The sequence below is a fragment of the Bacillus luti genome, from assembly GCF_001884105.1.
GTDB lineage: Bacteria > Bacillota > Bacilli > Bacillales > Bacillaceae_G > Bacillus_A > Bacillus_A luti.
This window is the reverse complement of the sequence record NZ_MACI01000094.1, coordinates 42,796-62,986: the sequence shown is the minus strand read 5'-3', so window position 1 is coordinate 62,986 and position 20,191 is coordinate 42,796. Positions and strand designations below refer to the sequence as shown.

The 20,191-nt window shown below is 35.9% G+C and carries 26 protein-coding genes; 6 read left to right on the top strand and 20 right to left on the bottom strand.

The features are described 5' to 3' along the window. Position 1: 1 nt before the first annotated feature. The 4 genes from nagA to scpA all read right to left on the bottom strand — a co-directional run bounded on the left by nagA (position 2) and on the right by scpA (position 3,809). A complete protein-coding gene (gene nagA / locus BAQ48_RS24300; RefSeq protein ID WP_071713170.1) occupies positions 2-1,144 on the bottom strand; it encodes an N-acetylglucosamine-6-phosphate deacetylase in 1,143 nt (380 codons plus the stop codon). 210 nt (positions 1,145-1,354) lie between these two features. Next, on the bottom strand, positions 1,355-2,257 hold the full coding sequence (locus BAQ48_RS24295) for a ComEC/Rec2 family competence protein (RefSeq protein ID WP_071713117.1): 903 nt from the start codon (positions 2,255-2,257) through the stop codon (positions 1,355-1,357). Between the two features lie 78 nt (positions 2,258-2,335). Further along, positions 2,336-2,908 (bottom strand): segregation/condensation protein ScpB, encoded by a 573-nt coding sequence (scpB, locus tag BAQ48_RS24290; protein WP_000375165.1) that lies wholly within the window; start codon positions 2,906-2,908, stop codon positions 2,336-2,338. A 157-nt stretch (positions 2,909-3,065) separates the two neighbouring features. Further along, complete coding sequence (gene scpA / locus BAQ48_RS24280; RefSeq protein WP_001199763.1) at positions 3,066-3,809, bottom strand: segregation/condensation protein A; 744 nt, start codon at positions 3,807-3,809, stop codon at positions 3,066-3,068. Positions 3,810-3,978: 169 nt separating this feature from the next. Between scpA and BAQ48_RS24275 the strand changes: the two genes are divergently transcribed. Together BAQ48_RS24275 and BAQ48_RS24270 are read left to right on the top strand one after the other, a co-directional pair. Then, on the top strand, positions 3,979-4,074 hold the full coding sequence (locus BAQ48_RS24275; RefSeq protein WP_000510194.1) for a YjcZ family sporulation protein: 96 nt from the start codon (positions 3,979-3,981) through the stop codon (positions 4,072-4,074). 96 nt (positions 4,075-4,170) lie between these two features. Beyond that, the gene (locus tag BAQ48_RS24270; RefSeq protein ID WP_000283576.1) at positions 4,171-4,689 is read left to right on the top strand and encodes a DUF309 domain-containing protein; all 519 of its coding nucleotides are present in this window, start codon (positions 4,171-4,173) and stop codon (positions 4,687-4,689) included. A gap of 20 nt (positions 4,690-4,709) precedes the next feature. On the opposite strand, the gene ribT is transcribed toward BAQ48_RS24270, so the two are convergent. Continuing rightward, positions 4,710-5,078 (bottom strand): GNAT family N-acetyltransferase RibT, encoded by a 369-nt coding sequence (ribT, locus tag BAQ48_RS24265; protein WP_000908402.1) that lies wholly within the window; start codon positions 5,076-5,078, stop codon positions 4,710-4,712. A gap of 471 nt (positions 5,079-5,549) precedes the next feature. Continuing rightward, positions 5,550-5,987, bottom strand: a complete 438-nt coding sequence (locus BAQ48_RS24260) for a peptidylprolyl isomerase (RefSeq protein ID WP_000853785.1) — start codon at positions 5,985-5,987, stop codon at positions 5,550-5,552. A gap of 187 nt (positions 5,988-6,174) precedes the next feature. Here BAQ48_RS24260 and BAQ48_RS24255 point away from each other — a divergent pair, with 187 nt between their 5' ends. After that, positions 6,175-7,041: a DUF1002 domain-containing protein gene (locus BAQ48_RS24255; RefSeq protein WP_071713116.1), complete on the top strand. Its 867-nt coding sequence runs from the start codon at positions 6,175-6,177 to the stop codon at positions 7,039-7,041. Between the two features lie 33 nt (positions 7,042-7,074). On the opposite strand, the gene BAQ48_RS24250 is transcribed toward BAQ48_RS24255, so the two are convergent. From BAQ48_RS24250 to dacF, 14 genes are all read right to left on the bottom strand, one after another. Then, the gene (locus BAQ48_RS24250) at positions 7,075-7,878 is read right to left on the bottom strand and encodes an HAD family hydrolase (RefSeq protein ID WP_071713115.1); all 804 of its coding nucleotides are present in this window, start codon (positions 7,876-7,878) and stop codon (positions 7,075-7,077) included. Between the two features lie 96 nt (positions 7,879-7,974). Further along, complete coding sequence (gene spoVAF / locus BAQ48_RS24245) at positions 7,975-9,447, bottom strand: spore germination protein SpoVAF (RefSeq protein ID WP_000165605.1); 1,473 nt, start codon at positions 9,445-9,447, stop codon at positions 7,975-7,977. Next, positions 9,434-10,003 carry a stage V sporulation protein SpoVABEA gene (spoVAEA, locus tag BAQ48_RS24240; protein ID WP_033665248.1) on the bottom strand — a complete coding sequence of 190 codons (570 nt, stop codon included), beginning with the start codon at positions 10,001-10,003 and terminating at the stop codon, positions 9,434-9,436. The genes spoVAF and spoVAEA overlap by 14 nt, the downstream gene beginning before the upstream one ends. Before the next feature lie 6 nt (positions 10,004-10,009). Next, a complete protein-coding gene (spoVAE, locus tag BAQ48_RS24235; RefSeq protein ID WP_071713114.1) occupies positions 10,010-10,360 on the bottom strand; it encodes a stage V sporulation protein AE in 351 nt (116 codons plus the stop codon). A 3-nt stretch (positions 10,361-10,363) separates the two neighbouring features. Next, a complete protein-coding gene (spoVAD, locus tag BAQ48_RS24230; RefSeq protein ID WP_071713113.1) occupies positions 10,364-11,380 on the bottom strand; it encodes a stage V sporulation protein AD in 1,017 nt (338 codons plus the stop codon). 13 nt (positions 11,381-11,393) lie between these two features. Further along, positions 11,394-11,852: a stage V sporulation protein AC gene (gene spoVAC, locus BAQ48_RS24225; RefSeq protein WP_071713112.1), complete on the bottom strand. Its 459-nt coding sequence runs from the start codon at positions 11,850-11,852 to the stop codon at positions 11,394-11,396. Between the two features lie 11 nt (positions 11,853-11,863). Further along, a complete protein-coding gene (gene spoVAB / locus BAQ48_RS24220) occupies positions 11,864-12,280 on the bottom strand; it encodes a stage V sporulation protein SpoVAB (RefSeq protein ID WP_071713111.1) in 417 nt (138 codons plus the stop codon). Next, positions 12,273-12,893: a stage V sporulation protein AA gene (locus tag BAQ48_RS24215; RefSeq protein ID WP_071713110.1), complete on the bottom strand. Its 621-nt coding sequence runs from the start codon at positions 12,891-12,893 to the stop codon at positions 12,273-12,275. Before BAQ48_RS24215 ends, spoVAB begins: the two co-directional genes overlap by 8 nt. A gap of 115 nt (positions 12,894-13,008) precedes the next feature. After that, a complete protein-coding gene (locus BAQ48_RS24210) occupies positions 13,009-13,107 on the bottom strand; it encodes a methionine/alanine import family NSS transporter small subunit (protein ID WP_071713109.1) in 99 nt (32 codons plus the stop codon). Beyond that, complete coding sequence (locus BAQ48_RS24205; RefSeq protein ID WP_071713108.1) at positions 13,107-14,633, bottom strand: sodium-dependent transporter; 1,527 nt, start codon at positions 14,631-14,633, stop codon at positions 13,107-13,109. The genes BAQ48_RS24210 and BAQ48_RS24205 overlap by 1 nt, the downstream gene beginning before the upstream one ends. Before the next feature lie 138 nt (positions 14,634-14,771). Further along, entirely contained in the window at positions 14,772-15,530 is a 759-nt protein-coding gene (gene sigF / locus BAQ48_RS24200) for an RNA polymerase sporulation sigma factor SigF (protein WP_000350731.1), read from the bottom strand. 12 nt (positions 15,531-15,542) lie between these two features. Then, on the bottom strand, positions 15,543-15,983 hold the full coding sequence (spoIIAB, locus tag BAQ48_RS24195; protein ID WP_001243400.1) for an anti-sigma F factor: 441 nt from the start codon (positions 15,981-15,983) through the stop codon (positions 15,543-15,545). Continuing rightward, positions 15,984-16,334: an anti-sigma F factor antagonist gene (gene spoIIAA / locus BAQ48_RS24190; RefSeq protein WP_000059133.1), complete on the bottom strand. Its 351-nt coding sequence runs from the start codon at positions 16,332-16,334 to the stop codon at positions 15,984-15,986. Between the two features lie 169 nt (positions 16,335-16,503). After that, the gene (gene dacF, locus BAQ48_RS24185; RefSeq protein WP_071713107.1) at positions 16,504-17,694 is read right to left on the bottom strand and encodes a serine-type D-Ala-D-Ala carboxypeptidase DacF; all 1,191 of its coding nucleotides are present in this window, start codon (positions 17,692-17,694) and stop codon (positions 16,504-16,506) included. 166 nt (positions 17,695-17,860) lie between these two features. Here dacF and BAQ48_RS24175 point away from each other — a divergent pair, with 166 nt between their 5' ends. The 3 genes from BAQ48_RS24175 to BAQ48_RS24165 are packed head-to-tail and all read left to right on the top strand — an operon-like array spanning position 17,861 to position 20,181. Then, positions 17,861-18,280 carry a GntR family transcriptional regulator gene (locus BAQ48_RS24175; RefSeq protein WP_071713106.1) on the top strand — a complete coding sequence of 140 codons (420 nt, stop codon included), beginning with the start codon at positions 17,861-17,863 and terminating at the stop codon, positions 18,278-18,280. After that, complete coding sequence (locus BAQ48_RS24170) at positions 18,246-19,127, top strand: ABC transporter ATP-binding protein (RefSeq protein ID WP_071713105.1); 882 nt, start codon at positions 18,246-18,248, stop codon at positions 19,125-19,127. The genes BAQ48_RS24175 and BAQ48_RS24170 overlap by 35 nt, the downstream gene beginning before the upstream one ends. Next, the gene (locus BAQ48_RS24165) at positions 19,117-20,181 is read left to right on the top strand and encodes an ABC transporter permease (RefSeq protein WP_071713104.1); all 1,065 of its coding nucleotides are present in this window, start codon (positions 19,117-19,119) and stop codon (positions 20,179-20,181) included. The genes BAQ48_RS24170 and BAQ48_RS24165 overlap by 11 nt, the downstream gene beginning before the upstream one ends. The last annotated feature ends 10 nt before the right edge of the window (positions 20,182-20,191 follow it).

The following is a 20,191-nucleotide window of genomic DNA, read 5'->3' as shown; positions in this document are numbered from 1 at the left end:
ATTACTTCCCTTCCTTCATATGAATTCCTAAACGAACCGTATCATATACATGTAAATCTTCATTCATCACAACAAAGTCTGCATCTTTTCCTACCGCTAATGCACCTTTATTATTTAATCCAAACTCTTCTGCTTGGTTCACTGATGTCATCAGCACTGCATCTTCGATTGAACAACCTGTAAATTCAATTACATTTCGGAAAGCTTGATCCATTTTTAGAATACTACCAGCTAACGTTCCATCTTCTAATCGAGCACTACCATCTTTTACATGTACTGGCTGTCCGCCAAGCTCATATAATCCATCTTCAAGACCTTTCGCACGCATTGCGTCAGTAATAACACTTACTTTTTTCGGTCCTTTTAATTTATATGCTAATTTCACCATATCAGGGTGAATGTGAATACCATCTGTAATTACTTCAACCATTACATCTGGATTTAATAACACATGACCAACAACTCCTGGTTCACGGTGATGTAATCCACGCATTTGATTGTATAAATGCGTTGCATGTGTAATGTTTCTATTTTTTAGTTGCGCATCAATTGCATCTGTATGGCCCATTGTGCCAACAACACCCGTTTCAGCAAGATACTGTTCAAACTCTAATGCGCCTTCTTCTTCTGGTGCATACGTTACTAATTTAATTAGATTCCCGCTTGCTTCCTGCCATTGTTTAAATTGTTCAATATCCGCAGGAACAATATGTTCAAGTGGTTGTGCACCTGCACGTTTTTTTGAAACATATGGGCCTTCTAAGTGAATATATTCGAAATGTGCTCCTTTTTCTTTCGCTTCCTTCGCAGCACTTAACGCCGCTTCGATCGCCTCTGGAGCTTGTGTCATTGTTGTTGGGAAGTAAGTTGTAACTCCTTCTTTTAACATTTCTTTACCTAGAGTTACTAACCCATCGCTATTTGCATCCATCGCATCAATATCGTATCCACCGTGAATATGAACATCAATCATACCTGGAATAACAATCTTCCCTGTAGCATCAAAAACAGTTTCATTTTCTTGTGGTACGTACTGAGCCATCAAACCAATTTCTTTAATTGTTTCTGCGTAACGAATAAATCCGTTTTCCACTACTTCTTGACCTGTATAAATCTTGGCATTGATGACAACTTGCGTTTTCATTTTCATCGATCCTTTCCCATTAAATACCTACTTGTTATTATTACCTTATTCGCCTAATTCCATCTTAATATATGCACGAGTAGTTGTCTATACATTCTAAAGAAATTTCCTCTTTGTTTACCAAAAAAGGAAACTTCTTTTGTGTCTCACAATTATAATATATGTTATTCATTTTTTCCAAAAAGGGGCAATATCCACCATTAATATTAATTACTTAAGTAAAGGCATTAATCCACTAGAGCCTATTGTAATATGTTCACCGTCAGTTTCCATTTCTACTGTACGTTTATTTGTTCCATATATCATTATACCATGCTGTCTTAATCGTCTTACTACACTTTGGTGTGGATGTCCATACGGATTACTGCTCCCATATGAAAGAATAGCGAACTGTGGTTCTACTTTTTTTATAAACATTTCACTTGTTGAAGTATATGAGCCATGATGTCCCACCTTTAACACATCCGCATGTACATCAAATTGCTTTAATATTTCATGTTCCGTCCGCACATCTGCATCACCCATTAATAAAAAATCTGCTTTTCCATATCGTACCTTTAACACGATGGAAGATTCATTATTTTCATCTTTTGATGTCCCATTGTTTAATACTTGTATGGAAACATGCGGATCTAGCGGTATGTATTGTCCTTCTTTTACTGATACAAATGGTATTCCTCTTTTTTTAATATGATTCCGATACGTATGATAAGTAAAAGAGCTATATGTTTTTCCACTATCTAATATTAGTGCAACTGGCATTTGTTCTACAATCGGAATCAAGCCACCTATATGGTCCATATCAGGATGTGTACTGACAATAACATCTAAATGATTAATCCCTTTCTCAATTAATTTTTGAATAATGACCTCTCCTGCTTCATAAGGTCCACCGTCTATTAACAGCGTTTGTCCATTCGGCAAAGTGATAAGTGTTGCATCCCCTTGCCCAACTTTTAAAAAACTCACTTTCATTTTACCGAGATGCTGCCGCTGCATATGTAAAGGAGACGCAGCATGAATAGACATCATATATCTTTTAGCCGATGCACTATTTAAAGAAAAGCATAACAAAACTGCAACTAATATTAAAACACTTCGCATACCTCTCATAATCCGTCTCCTTTTTTCACTTAGTATGGCACGGGATATAATTGATATACAAAAAAAGCTTAGCAAAATGCTAAGCTTTTATTTTGATATTTCTTGTAAAGAACCGAAGAATAAATCCGCTTCATTCGTTTGCTCGTTTTCTTCAGAAAGCGATGGTAAATCATCTAATGTTTTCAATCCGAATGTGTCCAAAAATTCTTTCGTCGTTCCATATAAAATAGGGCGCCCAGGACCTTCCGCTCTTCCTGTTTCTTTTATAAGTAAGTGTGAGACTAACGTTTGTAACGCCTTATCAGTTTTTACCCCTCTAATCTCTTCCATTTCAGTCCTTGTAATCGGTTGGCGATATGCAACAATCGCTAACGTTTCAAGTGCAGCTTGAGAGAGTGAAGCAGCTGTTGGAATATCTATTAATTTTTGATAATACGAAGCATGTTCTTTCTTTGTTGCAAAACGATATACTTTTGCATACTGTACAATTTGCAAACCACGATGTGACTCTTCACAGTCCTTTTGCATCTCTTCTAAAGTATCAATTACTTCTTTCATTTCAATCTCAAGAACTTTCGCTATTTGTTCTGGATAAATCCCTTCATCACCTGAAACAAATAAAAGCCCTTCAATAATTGATTTCTGTTCTTTTCTATCCATTTTACAAGCTCCTTTCTCCTGGTTTCCATAAAAATACACATCAAAAAACCGAATCACAGTCAATGCGTTCGGTTCAATATTTCTTTTCTTGTTCCAAACGATACATTAAAGCGTAACATGAGATAAAATGTTTCCACCTTATTTTTCTATACCAACTCTATACGGATTTATTAGAGCTTGATACGAAAATTTCATCAAAATTATGTTCTTGCTCAATTATGATTTGTTGATTTTTCATAAGCTCCAGAACCGCTAAAAATGTTACAACCATTATTTCACGTTCATCATCAGCAAACAAATCATAAAAACTTTGACGACCACCTTGTATTTCTAACTGCTTTAAAATATCAGTCATTCGCTGTTCAATTGGTATTTCTTGACGAGTTATACGTGTCGTTACAGGGTTTTTCGCTTTTTTACGGCGCATTAGTTTTTGAAATGCCGCTAGCATATCATATAACGTAACATCAAGAGGCAAGCTTGTCTCCTCTTCTTGTTGCAACGATGTAAAATCAATTGGCGGACGTGTATATAGCTGTGCTCTTTCTTGTTCTCTTTCTTTTAACTCAGTAGCAACTTGCTTATATTTCTTATATTCAATTAACCTCTCCATCAATTCTTGACGAGGATCATCTATAAAGTCATCACCGTTATCAAGTACATCTTCTTCATGTTTCGGCAACAACATTTTACTTTTAATTTGTAATAACGTTGCAGCCATTACTAAATACTCACTTGCAACATCTAATTGTAGTTCCTTCATCGTATGAACATATGATAAATATTGCTCTGTAATTTCCGCTACAGGAATATTATATATATCAATTTCATAACGATGTATTAAATGTAACAATAAATCTAAAGGCCCTTCAAAAGCCTCTACTTTAAAATTATACTGCACAAAGCATCCCACCACATTTTTTCTATAACAACATAAGTATAGAGCATACTCATGTTCTATCCAACCTTTTTAAGAAATTTAATTGAAAATAGACCTATGCCTATGTCATCATGCCCATCGCTTCATATGATAACAGTGTAGTAAGAACAATGTAGGAGGTCAAAAAACTATGGGTCACGTTGATTGCGGTTTTAGCGGTGGGTTCGCATTACTTGTTGTATTGTTTATTTTACTAATTATTGTAGGAGCAGCTTGCTTCTGCTAATATGAACAATAACGGCTAGGGAAATCCCCTAGCCGTTTATTGTTAGTATTTCTATGATACACTTGTATTTATAACCGTTAGACAGGGGCGAAAAAAATGTATCCTACTGAATACATACAATTTTTAATTCATTTTCACGGAGATTATGATTATTTTGAATGCCATGAAATACTGGAAGAGTATTGGAAAATAAAACCTAGAGGAAATCGTGATCATTACTTAGTTGGTCTCATTCAAATTGCAGTTTCCTTATACCATCAAAGACGCTCTAACTGGAATGGTTCCACAAAGATGATGAAAAGTGCAATCACAATTTTAGAAAAAAACAGTGCACCTTTACAACGTTTAGGAATCAATCAGACACAACTTTTATCCTTACTCAATGAAAGAGTACAATCTATACAAAAAAAAGAAAGTTTTACACCGTTATTTTTACCTTTATCGGACACATCATTAGAAAAGGAATGCATGCAATTATGTCAGCAACAAAACCTTCCTTGGAAAGATGTGAACGCTACTCCTAGTGAATATATCATTCATAAGCATACATTGCGTGATCGAACAGAAGTCATTACTGAACGAAACGAACAATTACAAAAAAGAAAGCAGAGATAATAAAATACTTATCTCTGCTTTCACGAATGTATATTTTGTTCAAGCCCTTTACACTTTTCGCAAAAACTTGCTGTTTGCTCGTTTCCGCAAATTGTAAACTCAAGAAATTTACTCTTTAACTCTTGAACCATCTTCGTCCCAAGCCCCATATGACGGTGAGACGGGTTCACACTCAAATGCTGAATTTCTAGTACTTGATTCTCTTTTTTTACAATCCCCATTATCCCAACAAAATCTTCATTTTGTTTCCACAAATACAATTGCCAATCATCCTTTGCTTCATACTCTTTCATAGTCAATTGTAATGTTTTCACATCTTTTTCTGTTGGCATAAATGAGAGAAGCCCCATTGCAATCTTTTCATAACTTTTTTTAAAACGAATTAACATAACCCTTATCCCTTCTTACAAAAGTTACAAACTATTAATCCCCTCAACCACTCTTTTCATATCACATTCATTTTACAATATTTTCAACAGAGTGAGAAGTGCTTAAAACAACTTGATAATCATACAAAGTGAAAAGAAGAAAGTCAAATATATGTTTCAGTACTATTTCTTTCTAAATAAATTAAAAAAAGAGACAATGTTCTATGAAAGTTAAAAGAAACATCCACTACTTATTACCGCTTCATTACTATTCACCTTAGAGCAGAGTAATTCTAGCAAAATTTATATAACAAAAAATATTTATTGGAACATATAATCTAAAGTATTCTATGTAATTTGTTAAAAGTTTGTTCTCATAAGTAATATATTTTAACAACAATAACAGTACTACTTGTATCATGTAACGCAATGGAAATACCCATTCCTATTTTAAAAATAAAAAAGAGAGCAAAAGCTCTCTTTTCCCATAACTTATTCTTCCCAAACTTTAACTTCTTTCATTACATCGCCTTGACGCATGTTTAATACTGTTTCAATACCGCTTGTCGCTTTACCGAATACAGTATGCACACCATCTAAATGCGGCTGTGGCTCATGAACAACAAAGAATTGGCTACCACCTGTGTTACGGCCAGCATGAGCCATAGAAAGTGATCCTACAAGGTGTCTATGAGGATTTCCATCAGTTTCACATGGGATAGAGTAACCTGGGCCACCTGCACCTGTGCCTGTTGGGTCTCCACCTTGGCTTACGAAACCAGGAATAACGCGGTGGAATGTCACACCGTCATAAAATCCTTGCTCTGCTAATTTTTTAAAGTTTTCTACTGTTTTTGGCGCTTCCTCCGGGAAGAATTCTAAATCGATTTTTTCGCCATTTTCCATTAATATGTATCCTAAAGTTTTCATACGTATATGTCTCCTTTCAACTATCTCAGCATTATATTACCACATTCATGACTAGAAACAAAAAGAATCCGACAATCTACACCGTTCTTTTTTGAAATGTGGCAAAAGCTAGGTGACAAATAAGAAATATATACTATAATAACTGTGTTGCCCGAAAATTTCAGAAAGAGAAAGGGAGCGATTTTTCGTGAAAACGAAATTACTAGCTCTGCTATTAGCTGTTACGGTATTTATGATGCCTACAGCTTCATTTGCAGACATCATTGAGGGAGAATCAATTGTTACACTAGGAGAAAACTTATCTGAACAACAAAAACAAGATCTGTTAAAAGAAATGAAAGCACCAAAAGATGCTACAATCATTACTGTGTCTAATGCGGAAGAACATAAATTTCTAGATGGAATTGTTCCAAAAGCACAAATTGGTACGCGAGCAATTTCCTCTTCTATGATTACATACACAAAGCCAGGATCTGGCCTTATTGTACGTTCGAAAAACATTAATTCAATAACAGATGCAATGTACACAAATGCACTTATTACAGCAGGTGTGAAAGATGCAGAGATTCAAATTACTGCGCCATTTAAAGTTTCGGGAACTGCTGCTTTAACAGGGTTAATGAAGGCTTATGAGACGACATCAAATAAAGAAATTCCTGAGGAAGTAAAAAAAGTAGCCAACGAAGAAATGGTGCAAACAGCCCAACTCGGCGATAAAATCGGCGAAGAAAAAGCAGTTCAACTTGTTGCAAAAATTAAAGAAGAAATTGCAAAAGAACAGCCAAAAACAACAGAAGACTTACGTTCATTAATTAAAAAAATTGCTGATCAACTTGGCATTACATTAACGGATGAACAACTAGATAACTTAGTAACGTTATTTGATAAAATGAAAAATCTTAATATCGATTGGAATCAAGTTGGCAGTCAATTAAATAAAGCAAAAGAACACGTTTCTGCCTTTTTAGGATCTGAAGAAGGTCAAGGCTTCCTAGATAAAGTGAAAGATTTCTTCGCTAGTATTATTGATTTTGTTAAATCTTTATTCAAATAAAAAAAGAAGCTCGCCGCTGACGAGCTTCTTTTTTTATACAAGTAATGGTAATTTCATAACCGCTTCTTCAACCGAACGAACAACATGACTCGCTTTCCCCTTCACATACGGGTGAGCATGATGAAGGCTAAAAGAGTGCGGGGTTACTTCAAACATAGAAATGTCATTAAAAGAATCTCCAATACATGCAACTTCATTCGCTTCAATTTGTAAATGTTCCATTAGTCGCTTGAGGGCACTTCCCTTACTTACGCCCCTTGGCATAATATCAACATAGCGTTTACCTGATATAAAGACCTCTGCTTCGCCATGAAAAGTATCCCGTAACTCTTGATCTAACGCTATAATTTTTTCTTCTTCCCCAAATACAAATAATTTCGCTGGATGTACTGTTTTCCCAAATTCATCTTCTAACTGTTCTATCTCAGCAATATGCACACCCATATACGCTTCAAAAGAATGATGATTTTCATTCTTTCTTTTTGTATATCGCTGCTCATTTGCACAAACAATATCCGCTAGCCCCTTTTTATGTATATATCGATATATTTCCTGGGCAACCTGCTCTTCAAAACTCGATTCATGAAATACGGTTCCATCTGGCAGTAACATTGTTGCCCCATTTAAACCAGTTGTGTAGTATGGGAATGCAAACCTTTTTACGACTTCTTCAATTCTGTGCGTAAAACGACCAGAGGCAAAACAAATATTTGTCCCTTTTTCGGCTAACCAACAAATTGCCCGTTCATCTTCTTTTTGCATATGATTCACCTTGTAAACGAGCGTATCATCTAAATCACTTACAAATAATTTAATCATGTCCTCTTCCCCTTCCATACACAATGTCTACTCTAAGTGTACACAAAAAATGTTTGATTTTTGTTAAAAAACAATAAATTTTCGATAAAAAAATAAACGGGTGTATAATCCCGTTTATTTTTGTCTTTTTACATTTTGAGGTTTTACAATACTTGGTCGTACTTTTAAACTAGACATCGTTGGACGGAGTAAAATTTTTGTTAATGCGCCCCAATCAAATGGTAAAAATGGCCATAAATACGGTGTTTGTAAACTTTTTATAGACGTTAAGAATAAAATCAATATAGTCATTCCGACTACAAATCCCATTTCATGAAATATGCCTGTCAAAATAATTACAAATAGTTTTCCAATCTTATTACCAAGCCCTAGCTCATAACTTGGTGTTGCATATGCTCCAATCATAGAAACTGCTACGTACAAAATAACTTCTGGTACAAACAAACCTACATCAATTGCAATTTGACCAATTAATATGGCAGAAATTAATCCTGCTGCAGACGACAATGATGTTGGTGTATGAATGGCAGCCATCCTTAAAAATTCAAGTCCGATTTCGGCCATCAAAATTTGTAATAAAATTGGTAAATGCGTCATCTTGTTTGGCCCAATGAAAGCAAGACTTTCCGGTAAAAGAGTTGGATCAAAAACAAAAACTAACCAAAATGGTAGTAAGAACAGCGAAAATATAACACCTAAAAAACGTACCCAACGTAAAAATGTACCTACAGCTGGATTTTGTCTAAACTCTTCCGCATGCTGTAAATGGTGGAAATATGTTGTTGGAGTGATCATAGCACTTGGTGACGTGTCAACGAGTACTAATACATGTCCTTCTAGTAGATGATTCGCTGCTACATCTGGTCTTTCTGTATATCGAATAAGCGGGAATGGATTATAACCTTGTTTAACGACAAATTCCTCTACCGTTTTATCCGCCATCGTAATCCCATCTATTTCAATACTAGTTAATTCTTGTTTTATTATCTTAACTAAATCTGGATTTGCAACATCTTGTACATATGTAATACAAATATCCGTTTGTGATCTATCCCCTACTCGAACCATTTCATTTCGGAGACGTGGGTCGCGTATTCTTCTACGAATTAACGCTGTATTTACAACGATATTTTCAACAAATCCATCCCTTGCACCACGTACTACCTTTTCTGTATCTGGTTCTGTCGGCGTCCGGCCAGGATAACTACGAACATCTATTGCGAACGCTTCCGTTTCACCTTCCACAAATATAATAATGAGTCCCGATAATACTTGGAGCATTACTTCATCCATCGTTTTCACTTTACTTACTTGCTGATGAATTAAACGATTCTCTAAAAGCTTCACTGTATCTTCTTCTACATCTCTTATTTCATTTGTATCCACTGCTTCTTCTAAAATAGGGATAATATAATTTGTATCACAAAGTCCGTTTACAAATAACACACCAATTTCTTTATTTAAAATTTGAAATTTACGAATACCAACATCGTATGTAACACCTAACCCAACCGTCTGCTTTAAATAATTTTCATTATCGCTTATGAAAGTTGAGATAGGTATATTCACTTTTTTAGGCTTCGTCATAAAACCCGCTCCTTTCCAAAATTAATTGAATTGCTTTTTTAGTAATAGGTGATCCTCTCTCCCATTCATCATTACCACACATCTTGCCAATATCCCCAACACCAACAATGACAGGCACATTTAAATCATCTAAACAATAAATCGTATCTCCGCTAATCCTGCCAACCTCACCATCTGGTAAACCAAATTTATCAACACCGTATTCCGTTAAATTCCCGTCTCTATCCACACTTACGTCTACTCGCGCCCATTCCCAATGATGTGTATTAGACGCTACTGCTAATATACCCAGCACATCAATTTGTTTATGTGTTGCTACATATTTTAAAGCTTTTTCACCAGAACCTTCTCCAATAAATCCACTGTCATCAAACATGACAAATACAGGGTCATATGGCGTTTGCATAATAAGCTCAACAACTTTCTTCCCTGTCAATTTGGTTGGATTGCTTTGCGATGCTGAAATACACCTTCCCCCAAATTCTTTTGTTAACAGCTCAATTGTCCGCTTTGCATATTCATCTCCATCTGTAACCAAAACAACCCTTCGTCTCATTTGATTTTATCCTTTCGGTTTACATATAAGTGCTACAAAAAATGAAAATAATATCGCTGCGGAAATGCCCGCAGACGTTAAACTAAACATGCCAATACCAATTCCTAAATAACCGTGTTCCTCTGCCGCATGCATCGCTCCGTGCAATAGTGAATGACCAAAGCTTGTAATAGGAACTGTTGCCCCAGCACCCGCAAACTTTATAAGCTTATCGTACAATCCAAATCCATCTAAAATCGCTCCGATAACTACAAAGGTTGCCATTAAATGCGCTGGGGTTAACTTTGCGAAATCTAACAATATTTGTCCAATTACACAAATAGCGCCACCTACAAGAAATGCATATATAAAATCCACATTTCACTCTCCTTTCACTCTTTCAAATACGACACCATGTGCAATTGTCGGAATCGTTTCTTTCTGCTGCATCATCATCGGACTTAATAGCGCACCGGTTGCAACGACAAAAATTCGTTGTAAATTCCCTTTTTGCATCTCTCGTAATAAATGACCATATGTGACAACAGCTGAACAAGCACAGCCACTACCACCCGCAAATACTTCTTCTTGACCGGAATCATAAATCATTAATCCACAATCAGTGTATATATGCCCAAGTTCGTAACCTTCTTCCAATAATAGTTGCTTCGCGAGTGGGGTTCCAACACCTGATAAATCACCTGTAACAATCAAATCGTAGTCAGCTGCACTCCTCCCCAAATCTTCAAAATGCTGTTGAATTGTATGAGCAGCAGCTGGCGCCATCGCTGATCCCATATCTAAAGGATTCGCTATTCCTAAATCCTGTACTTTCCCAATCGTAGCTGCCGTAATTTTAATGGCACTTTTTTCTTTGCTAATTAATATGGATCCCGCACCTGTAACAGTTGAATTTGCTGTTCCCGGCTTTTGTCCCCCGTACTCTGTTGGATAACGAAATTGCCTTTCAGCCGTTGCATTATGACTGCTTACTGTAGCTAAGATACGATTGGCAAATCCACCGTCTATAAAAGCTGATCCGACCGCTAAAGTTTCCATTGACGTTGCACAAGCGCTAAACATTCCTAAAAAAGGGATGCCAAACTCCCGAGCAACATAATTTGCTGTCACTGTTTGATTTAATAAATCACCAGCTAAAAAGAAATCAATTTCCGATGTTTTTATATTCCCTTTTTGCACTGCTTGTTGAATTGAATCTGACATTAATCTTCGTTCAGCAAGTTCCCAGTTTTCTTCTCCACAATGTAAATCATCATATGAAATGTCAAAATCCTTTCCAAGAGGGCCTTCAGCTTCTTTCGGACCGACAGCAGTACCGGTTGCATTCACATAAATATCATTTTGAAATACCCACGTTTGTTTCCCGGTCAACCTCATATTCGCCCCTCCTTTAAGACATAAAAATGTTAAAAGTGTACCTTATTAATCCGATAATATATGCTCCAACGACGCCAAACACGATAACACTTCCAGCAAGCTTAAACATGTTTGTAGCAATCCCTAGAACAATGCCCTCACTCTTATGTTCTAGCGCAGCACTCGCCATAGAATTCGCAAATCCAGTAACTGGAACTGCCGATCCTGCTCCAGCAAATTGACCGATTTTATCATATACACCACATCCTGTTAAAATCGCTGATAATAAAACAAGAGTTGCAACTGTCGGATTTCCTGCCTCTTGTTCACTAAAGTGAAAATAATGTATATAAAATTTCATCAATACTTCTCCGACTGTACAAATGAGCCCCCCTACAAGAAATGCCTTCACACAATTTAGCAAATAGTTTGGTTTTGGATGATACTCTTTCACTTTATTTATGTAATCATCTTTCAATTTTCGCGTTGTCATTAATATGCCTCCTACTTTACGAAATAAATCCAGTGAAACAATGAGCCTATTACTTTTCCAAGTACAAGAGCAACGAGTAAAATAACAATTTTCCCCTCTACCCCAACTCGTTTCGCTAAAATAGGTAAAACATTTAATACTTCTGTTAATGCTGCAGCAAGCATTCCAATGAATGTGCCACAAAATAATCCTAATATTACAAGCCAATATTGCGATGTTTGAAATGTAATGTTTTTCAAACTACACCAAGCCCCTGTTAAAGTACCCGAAATGACGGCCCACTCAAAATATTGAATATGTTTTCCACTTCTCGTTAGTTGAGCTAAACGAGGGATTATACCAAGTACAGCCAAAAAGGCAACATACCCGCTCCCTACTGCAATCCCGCCAGCTAAACCAATTAATATAACAAACCCACATTCAATCATCGGCAAGCTGTTTCGTGTTATCCTTGTTTTCGTTCACAATTACATATTGATCAAGCGCTTGTTGATATTGAAACATCTCGACTTCTAACGGACTCGGCTCTTCATTAATTCGCTTTTGAAATACATGATTAAAAAATAAAACCATACCTAATCCAAGGCCAACTGAATATGGAACTTGAAATAATAGTGGTTGCTCCTTAAACTCTCCAGTAATCATGTAATATAACCGTTGATGTACTTGCTGCATACTTACATCCTCATGGAAATAAATGATTGCAAGAGCTGCTCCAATAAAAAGTAATAACCATACAAGTCCAAAGAAGACTGGGTGCACTTTCTTTTTTTCATAAATAATTTCAACAAGAGTTTGTCCAGAACCGATTAAATTAATTTGTATGTGAGCCGCTTTTCGCCTAATGATCTCAATTATCTTCATAACATCAATTACAACATGCGTCTTATCATGTGCTGTTATTTTGTAAACAATCTCATTTTGTAACGCTTCAACTACGAAAGCATCTCCAGCAAGCTGAGCAACATCACCTAGCTTCACTTCATACGAAGGAGAAACTTTTAAGCGGTTGCGCATTTTAATATATATAGTTCGTTCCAATCTACATTCACCTCTTCACTCTTCCTCGTAGTTGTAGTATGGTTATTGGATTTTTTTCTCATACAATTTTTCATAAAAAAACATCTGTACCGTTTCGGTACAGATGTTTTTTAACTTATGCCTTTTTCTTGAATAAATTTGCGATACTTAATGCAAGCCCTCCCCAAATGATTACAATACCAATGACCATCATCATAATCGCTGATCCACTCATTATGAAACACCTCGATCTTTCCATTCTTTTTCAAGCTTAGCAGAATCCGAATGTATTTGTGCATTCCATTTCTTTAGACTAATGATTAGCGCAACGATAAGGAACGCTGCTGCAATTGACCAACCATATGTTACGACGAACTCTGTTGGATAATCTCCATAGTTCTTTTTAATATTTTGGATTATACCATCAATTAACATGTATCCTAACATAAGCGGGGTAATAACGAGTAAACTCACTCTCCAAAACGTCCCTAACTTTATATCAGATACGAAGTTTGCGTGATTTTGATAAACTGGTAAGCGGCGTAGAAACAGTCCGATTGTCACTACTTCCACAAGTGCTATTGAAATCAATCCAAAATTGTTAGCGAAATAATCTACAACATCTAGGAACATAAGTCCACCACGTGTTGCAAAAACAAGAGAAACTAACACAAGAAGTGTTCCCATAATTCCAATCGTCTTTTGGCGACTTAAGCTGAATTTTTCAGATACAGCAGCAAAGCATACTTCTGCAAGTGAAATGAGTGATGTAATTCCAGCAACAGTTAAAGATAAGAAAAATAATACGCCAAATAACGATGACATCGGTAACTCATTTATAATTTGCGGGAATACGACAAATGCAAGACCTACACCAGCACTTGCAACTTTATCAACTGGTACCCCCATATTGTTCGCCATAAATCCAAGAGCTGCAAAAACACCAATACCTGCTAATAATTCGAATCCTGAATTTGCAAATCCTGTAATAAAAGCATTATTTGTTGTATCTGAGTTTTTCGGTAAATAACTAGAATACGTAATCATAATTCCAAATGCTAACGATAAACTAAAGAAAATTTGACCGTAAGCAGCAAGCCATACTTTCCCATCAAAAATACGACTCCAATCCGGTTTAAAGAATGCATCTAAACCTTGCATCGCACCTTCCATCGTCACTGCACGAACAACGATAATCAGGAACATCACAACTAGTAAGGGAATAAAAATACGGTTAACGACTTCGATTCCTTTTTTAACTCCTTTAAATGCAACACCAAGCACAATAATCCAAACGAGCGCTAGTGGAATTAATACTTCTGGTACAAGCCCTCCAAATTGTCCTGGTTTATCCGCAACATGTAAATATTCTTTAAATAAAAATGATTCCGTGTCTTTCCCCCATGCACCAGTAATTGCAAAGTATGTATAGGAAATAGACCAAGCAATAATTACAGCATAATATGTTGATACGATAAACGTTACACACATTTGCCACCAACCAATAAATTCAGCACGTGGATGAATGCGGAAGAATGTAAGTGGCGCCGAACCACGATGACGATGCCCGAGAGCAAATTCAAATGCTAACAATGAAATACCAGTCGTTAATAATGCGAATAAGTACGGTAAAAAGAATGCGCCTCCTCCGTTTTCATATGCTGTATAAGGAAAACGCCATATGTTCCCTAATCCAACGGCAGATCCGACCGCTGCGAAAATAAATCCAGCCCTCGTTCCCCATTGTTGCCTCGTTTCCATGTTTCCTTCCCCCTTTGTGACAAGTTCATACTTGGATTATATTTTAAATTTACTAAATTATCAATAAATTCTGTCAATTTTTTAGAAATAGTTGTAACCTTATCCTTTTCATGACAATAAAAAAAATCGAATAGATAATTATTCATCTATTCGATCTTTCATCTGTTTTAATATTTTCTTTTCAAGTCTTGACACTTGCACTTGTGAAATACCAATACGCTCAGCTACTTCTGATTGTGTTTGGTCTTTATAATAGCGCAAATACACAATTAAACGTTCGCGTTCATCCAATTCTCTAATCGCTTCTTTTAAAGCAATTTTATCAAACCATTTCGTCTCAGATTGATCTGCGATTTGATCTAAAATAGTAATTGGATCCCCGTCGTTTTCATACACAGTTTCATGTATCGATGAAGGCGCACGACTCGCTTCTTGTGCCAAAACGACTTCTTCTGGCGTTAGTTCCAGAGCCTCAGCTACTTCATTAATCGTTGGAGCTCTTCCAAATTCTTTTGAAAGCTCGTCTCTCATCTTTCGAATTTTGTTTCCTGTTTCTTTTAAAGATCTACTCACTTTCACCGATCCATCATCACGTAAAAATCGTTGAATTTCTCCAATAATCATGGGAACTGCATATGTTGAAAATTTCACGTCGAAAGATAAATCAAATTTATCTACCGATTTTAAGAGTCCAATACATCCAATTTGAAATAAGTCGTCTGGTTCGTATCCTCGGTTCAGAAACCGCTGCACAACCGACCATACGAGACGCATATTACTTTGAACGATCGTATCTCTTGCTCGTTGATCTCCATCTTGACTTTTTTGAATTAACGCTTTTAGCTCGTGGTCCTTTAACTGAGGTTTCTTCTTCTCATTTTTGACCTCTATGTCCATAGGCTATTCTCCTTAATTGCATAGAGCGTTACTATTTGATAAGTATTTTGTCAAATGGATTGTTGTCCCGAAAGATTCGTTTGAAATAACTTCTACTTCATCCATAAAATTTTCCATGATAGTAAATCCCATTCCGGAACGCTCTAATTCAGGTTTAGTTGTAAACAGGGGTTGTCTCGCTTCATCTAAGTTAAAGATACCAATTCCTTCATCTCGAATCGTGAGTTTCACCATTGCTTCTTCCAAAATCACTGAAATATAAACAACACCTTCTGCATTTCCTTCGTACCCATGAATAATTGCATTTGTAACTGCTTCTGATACAACTGTTTTAATCTCTGTTAGTTCTTCCATCGTTGGGTCTAGTTGTGCAATAAAAGCAGCTACTGTAACACGAGCGAATGATTCATTCTGACTTAACGCTGAAAATTGAAGGTTCATTTCATTTCTCATTTATGCCACCCCCAACGTCGCGAGCGCATGCGCTTCACTTTCTTCTAAACGAACAATTTTGAATAGGCCTGACATTTCAAATAAACGTTTAACAGGTGGTGAGATTGCACAAACAACCATTTCTCCACCTAATCCCTTTACATGTTTATATCGGCCTAATATAACACCTAAACCAGAACTATCCATAAATGATAAATTCTCTAGGCTCAAAACAATATGATGAACACCATGCGTCTCAATCATATCTGTTACTTTCGTTCGCAACTCTTCAGCAGTATGATGATCTAATTCACCCGCTAACCTCACACATAAGACGTCACGTTTTACCTCTAATTGCATGGAAAGACTCACACGATTTCCTCCTTATGCTCAAACTTTACTCATTAGCATACATAAGATTTTCGTGACAGAGAATAAGAATCCTTCCTATTGACAAAAGAAGTACTATTTCGCCATAATGTGAAATTTTTCAGCAATTATTCCTGTACAAACAAGCAGAAAAGCGGCAAATTTCCCGCCGCTATTTTGATGTTGAAAACATCCCAAAACTTCTCTTAAATAACTCCCACCAGCTTGCTGCTGCAACATCTTCTTTTGCTACGATTGTTTGTTTTAATAAAACCTCTTTATCTTTTTTAATAACAAGTGTACCAAGCGCATCACCTTTTTTAATTGGTGCCTTAACTTTCTTTTCAGCGATTACTTCTTGTTTTACTTTGTCCATATTTTCGCCCTTCTTCATTAGAAGAGACACATTATCTGACGCAACTAAATCTACTTTTTCCTTTTTACCTTTTCCTACTTGTACAGTCTTAATTTTTTCACCGCGCGTATACATTTTCTTTGTCATATATTGACCAAACGCATAATCAAGAAGCTTCGTCACTTGATTGTTCCGTTCTTTAGATGTAGGTGCTCCCATAACAACTGAAATAACACGCATTCCATTTTTTTCAGCTGATGCAGTTAAACAATATTTCGCTTCCGTCGTAAAACCCGTTTTCACTCCATCTACTCCAGGATAAAAACGTACTAATTTATTCGTATTAACGAGCCAAAACTTCTTATCCGTATCTTCACGTAAATAGTCCTCATATTTACCTGTATATTTACGAATAAGAGGGTACTTCATCAATTCTCTCGCCATAATTGCCATATCATTTGCTGTGGAATAATGATCTTTGGCTGGGAGACCTGTCGGATTCTGAAAATGAGTATTTTTCAGTCCTAAATCTTTCGCTTTTTTGTTCATCATATTTACAAAACCTTCTTCTGAACCAGCGATATGCTCCGCTACTGCAACAGACGCATCATTTCCAGATGCAATGGCAATACCCTTTAGCATTTCATTTACAGTCATCTCTTCCCCAGGCTCTAAAAAGATTTGCGATCCACCCATTGAAGCTGCATGCTCACTTGCTCTAACTTTATCTGTCAGTTTTAGTTTTCCTTTTTCAACTTGTTCCATAATTAATAGCATTGTCATAATCTTCGTCATACTGGCAGGTGGTAACTTCTCATTTGGATTTTTATCAAATAAAACTTTACCTGTATCTTGTTCAATTACGATTGCTGACGACGCTTGTTCCGCTAACTTCGGCGCGGTTTCTTCTGTTTTCTCCTGTTTCGTTTTCTCAGATTGTGCAAAACTCACTGAAGTACCAGAAAGCAATAACATGAAACAAACAAGTATTCCAAAAACTCGCTTCATGACTAACCCTCCATTCTATATCAAACCTATTTTTTCCAATTTACGAATTTTTAATACCATAATTTTCTATTATTTTCAGTTGACAAATATATTCATTACCGATATTGTATTAAGTGTATTACACGCAGTAGTACACTTAATACATATCAGAAAGGAGACATTGCTCTTGCATATTCAACTTGATCCAAGAAGCAACACTCCGATATGGGAACAAATTGTTCATAATATAAAAGAACTCGTATTGAAAAACATGTTAGCTCCAAGTGATAAGCTTCCTTCTGTACGCGAGCTCGCTTCTTTACTCGTTATCAATCCAAATACAGTGAGTAAAGCGTATCAAGAGTTAGAGCGACAAGGGATTATTGAAACACTACGAGGAAAAGGAACATTTGTATCCCAATCGATTACCCCAACATTAGACGAAAGGAAAATCGCTATGGTTGAAAAGCAATTTCATCAATTACTATTAGAAGCCTCTTATCTTGGTGTTACGAAAGATAAAATTCATGATTGGATAGATTCATACTATAAAGAGATTGGAGGAAGTTCGGATGCTGAAAGTGACAAGCCTGAAGAAAACAATTGATAATCAAACAATTTTAGACGATGTTTCTTTCACATTACAAAGAGGAAGTATCGTCGGATTGCTCGGAAGAAACGGTGCGGGAAAAACAACTTTATTACGAACGATGGTCGGCATTTTAGACCCTGATGCAGGGACTGTTACATATGAAGATAGAAACATTCATCAATGTCCTGAAATAAAGCAAAAAATCGTATACGTTCCAGATTCTACTAACATACTGAACGGATATACAGTAAAAGAAATTGTAAAGTTTTATAAAGCCGTTTATACAGCATTTGATGAACAGTATTTCTATGAACTGTTAGAACGCTTTAACTTACCAAACAAACGAATTCGTAGTTACTCAAAAGGAATGAAAGCACTGCTTGCGATCATTTTAGCCGTTTCTACAAAGGCCGAATATATCATTTTAGATGAACCGACAAACGGACTTGACCCTATCGTGAAAAGACAGATTTTACAGTTTCTCGTTGGAGAGGTTGCAGAAAAAGAGATTACCATTTTCATCTCCACTCACCATTTAGATGAAGTGGAACAAATTGCAGATACAATCATTATATTAAAAGGCCATACTATATCTTCTATTACATCACTAGACGATGCAAAATCACGATTCGCAAAAATACAAGTAGCTTACGAACGTTCATTACCTCAAAAACTAGAAAACTTAAACAATATTAAAATATTAAATCAAACAGGAAAAGTATATACGATTTTAATCGAAGGAAATGTATCTACAACACTGGAGAAGTTTTATAAAGAGCAACCAATACTCATTGAAGAATTGACGATGTCACTTGAAGATGTCTTCGTCACGACACTTGAGGGGGATGGCTATGTTTCATAAGGCGTTATGGATGTGGAATTGGAAGCGCGGGAAATATGCTGTGTTACTATTCTTCTTTAGTTCGCTTTACTTATTATCTTTTGGCTACTATAGAAGTGCTCAGATGGAACTCGCTGAATATTACGAATTACAAGATAAAGGGAAACAGTATTATTATTTTTATTCCTTTTCTTCAGGAGAAGGTAATAGTTTTTTGTTAACAGTTCTTATCATCGCTTTAGCCTGCTTATTGATAGGATGGGAACGTAGCAACCAATCTAATACACTACTTATGACGATGCCGTTTAAAAGAAAAAATATTTTCTTATCTAAATGGGCTTTCGGATCCTTTTGTATTGTAAGCTCGTTACTTATAAATTGGATTCTTATGTATGTTATTTATAGAACAACCATTCATTTTGATTATCAATCATTTAGTCTATTTCACCGATACTTTCTTTATGCGATTGTTTCTTATGTTGCAGTCTATACAGCAGCTTTATGTATCGGTACTTTTACTGGAAGCATCGTGTCACAAGTCGCTTTTTGTATTCCATGGCTACTAATGGGACTTACATTTATTCCACTAGTGTACACCTTTACGATAAATCATTTAGATGCTACAAATACTAAAAATAATAAATTAGATCAACAACTTTATGAAATCAATCAAAAAACAAATATAGTTGCACCAATTTATCGCTTTTCTATTGATTATAACTATCATCCAGAACACCTTGAGAAGAAAGACGATCCAACTACTTTAAGAAATCCAGTATCTCATAAATATTATTCAGCAAAATCAATGCTAGTCCCTATTTTCTATACAATTTTTTACTTACTACTTGGAACATATTTATATATGCGATCACCAAACGAAAACAGTCAAAAAATATTTATTTTCCAAAAGCATTTAAAATTATGGATATGGGTGACAACCATTTACTTTGCATTACTAGGTGGCTATAAAATGAACCAATTTTATTTCTTACCTAACTACTATATTAGTTTGTTTCTCGCTGGAATCATTACTTATGTTGTATTATCACGCCTAACAAATTATAAAGTTTTTTAAAGGAGAGATC

Excerpts from the sequence above, each read along its gene's own strand:
- nagA (WP_071713170.1), bottom strand. The coding sequence starts at position 1,144 with ATGAAAACGCAAGTTGTCATCAATGCCAAGATTTATACAGGTCAAGAA.
- BAQ48_RS24295 (WP_071713117.1), bottom strand. The coding sequence starts at position 2,257 with ATGAGAGGTATGCGAAGTGTTTTAATATTAGTTGCAGTTTTGTTATGC.
- scpB (WP_000375165.1), bottom strand. The coding sequence starts at position 2,908 with ATGGATAGAAAAGAACAGAAATCAATTATTGAAGGGCTTTTATTTGTT.
- BAQ48_RS24275 (WP_000510194.1), top strand. The coding sequence starts at position 3,979 with ATGGGTCACGTTGATTGCGGTTTTAGCGGTGGGTTCGCATTACTTGTT.
- BAQ48_RS24270 (WP_000283576.1), top strand. The coding sequence starts at position 4,171 with ATGTATCCTACTGAATACATACAATTTTTAATTCATTTTCACGGAGAT.
- ribT (WP_000908402.1), bottom strand. The coding sequence starts at position 5,078 with ATGTTAATTCGTTTTAAAAAAAGTTATGAAAAGATTGCAATGGGGCTT.
- BAQ48_RS24260 (WP_000853785.1), bottom strand. The coding sequence starts at position 5,987 with ATGAAAACTTTAGGATACATATTAATGGAAAATGGCGAAAAAATCGAT.
- BAQ48_RS24250 (WP_071713115.1), bottom strand. The coding sequence starts at position 7,878 with ATGGAAGGGGAAGAGGACATGATTAAATTATTTGTAAGTGATTTAGAT.
- spoVAF (WP_000165605.1), bottom strand. The coding sequence starts at position 9,447 with ATGACGAAGCCTAAAAAAGTGAATATACCTATCTCAACTTTCATAAGC.
- spoVAEA (WP_033665248.1), bottom strand. The coding sequence starts at position 10,003 with ATGAGACGAAGGGTTGTTTTGGTTACAGATGGAGATGAATATGCAAAG.
- spoVAD (WP_071713113.1), bottom strand. The coding sequence starts at position 11,380 with ATGAGGTTGACCGGGAAACAAACGTGGGTATTTCAAAATGATATTTAT.
- spoVAC (WP_071713112.1), bottom strand. The coding sequence starts at position 11,852 with ATGACAACGCGAAAATTGAAAGATGATTACATAAATAAAGTGAAAGAG.
- spoVAB (WP_071713111.1), bottom strand. The coding sequence starts at position 12,280 with ATGATTGAATGTGGGTTTGTTATATTAATTGGTTTAGCTGGCGGGATT.
- BAQ48_RS24210 (WP_071713109.1), bottom strand. The coding sequence starts at position 13,107 with ATGAGTGGATCAGCGATTATGATGATGGTCATTGGTATTGTAATCATT.
- BAQ48_RS24205 (WP_071713108.1), bottom strand. The coding sequence starts at position 14,633 with ATGGAAACGAGGCAACAATGGGGAACGAGGGCTGGATTTATTTTCGCA.
- sigF (WP_000350731.1), bottom strand. The coding sequence starts at position 15,530 with ATGGACATAGAGGTCAAAAATGAGAAGAAGAAACCTCAGTTAAAGGAC.
- spoIIAB (WP_001243400.1), bottom strand. The coding sequence starts at position 15,983 with ATGAGAAATGAAATGAACCTTCAATTTTCAGCGTTAAGTCAGAATGAA.
- dacF (WP_071713107.1), bottom strand. The coding sequence starts at position 17,694 with ATGAAGCGAGTTTTTGGAATACTTGTTTGTTTCATGTTATTGCTTTCT.
- BAQ48_RS24170 (WP_071713105.1), top strand. The coding sequence starts at position 18,246 with ATGCTGAAAGTGACAAGCCTGAAGAAAACAATTGATAATCAAACAATT.
- BAQ48_RS24165 (WP_071713104.1), top strand. The coding sequence starts at position 19,117 with ATGTTTCATAAGGCGTTATGGATGTGGAATTGGAAGCGCGGGAAATAT.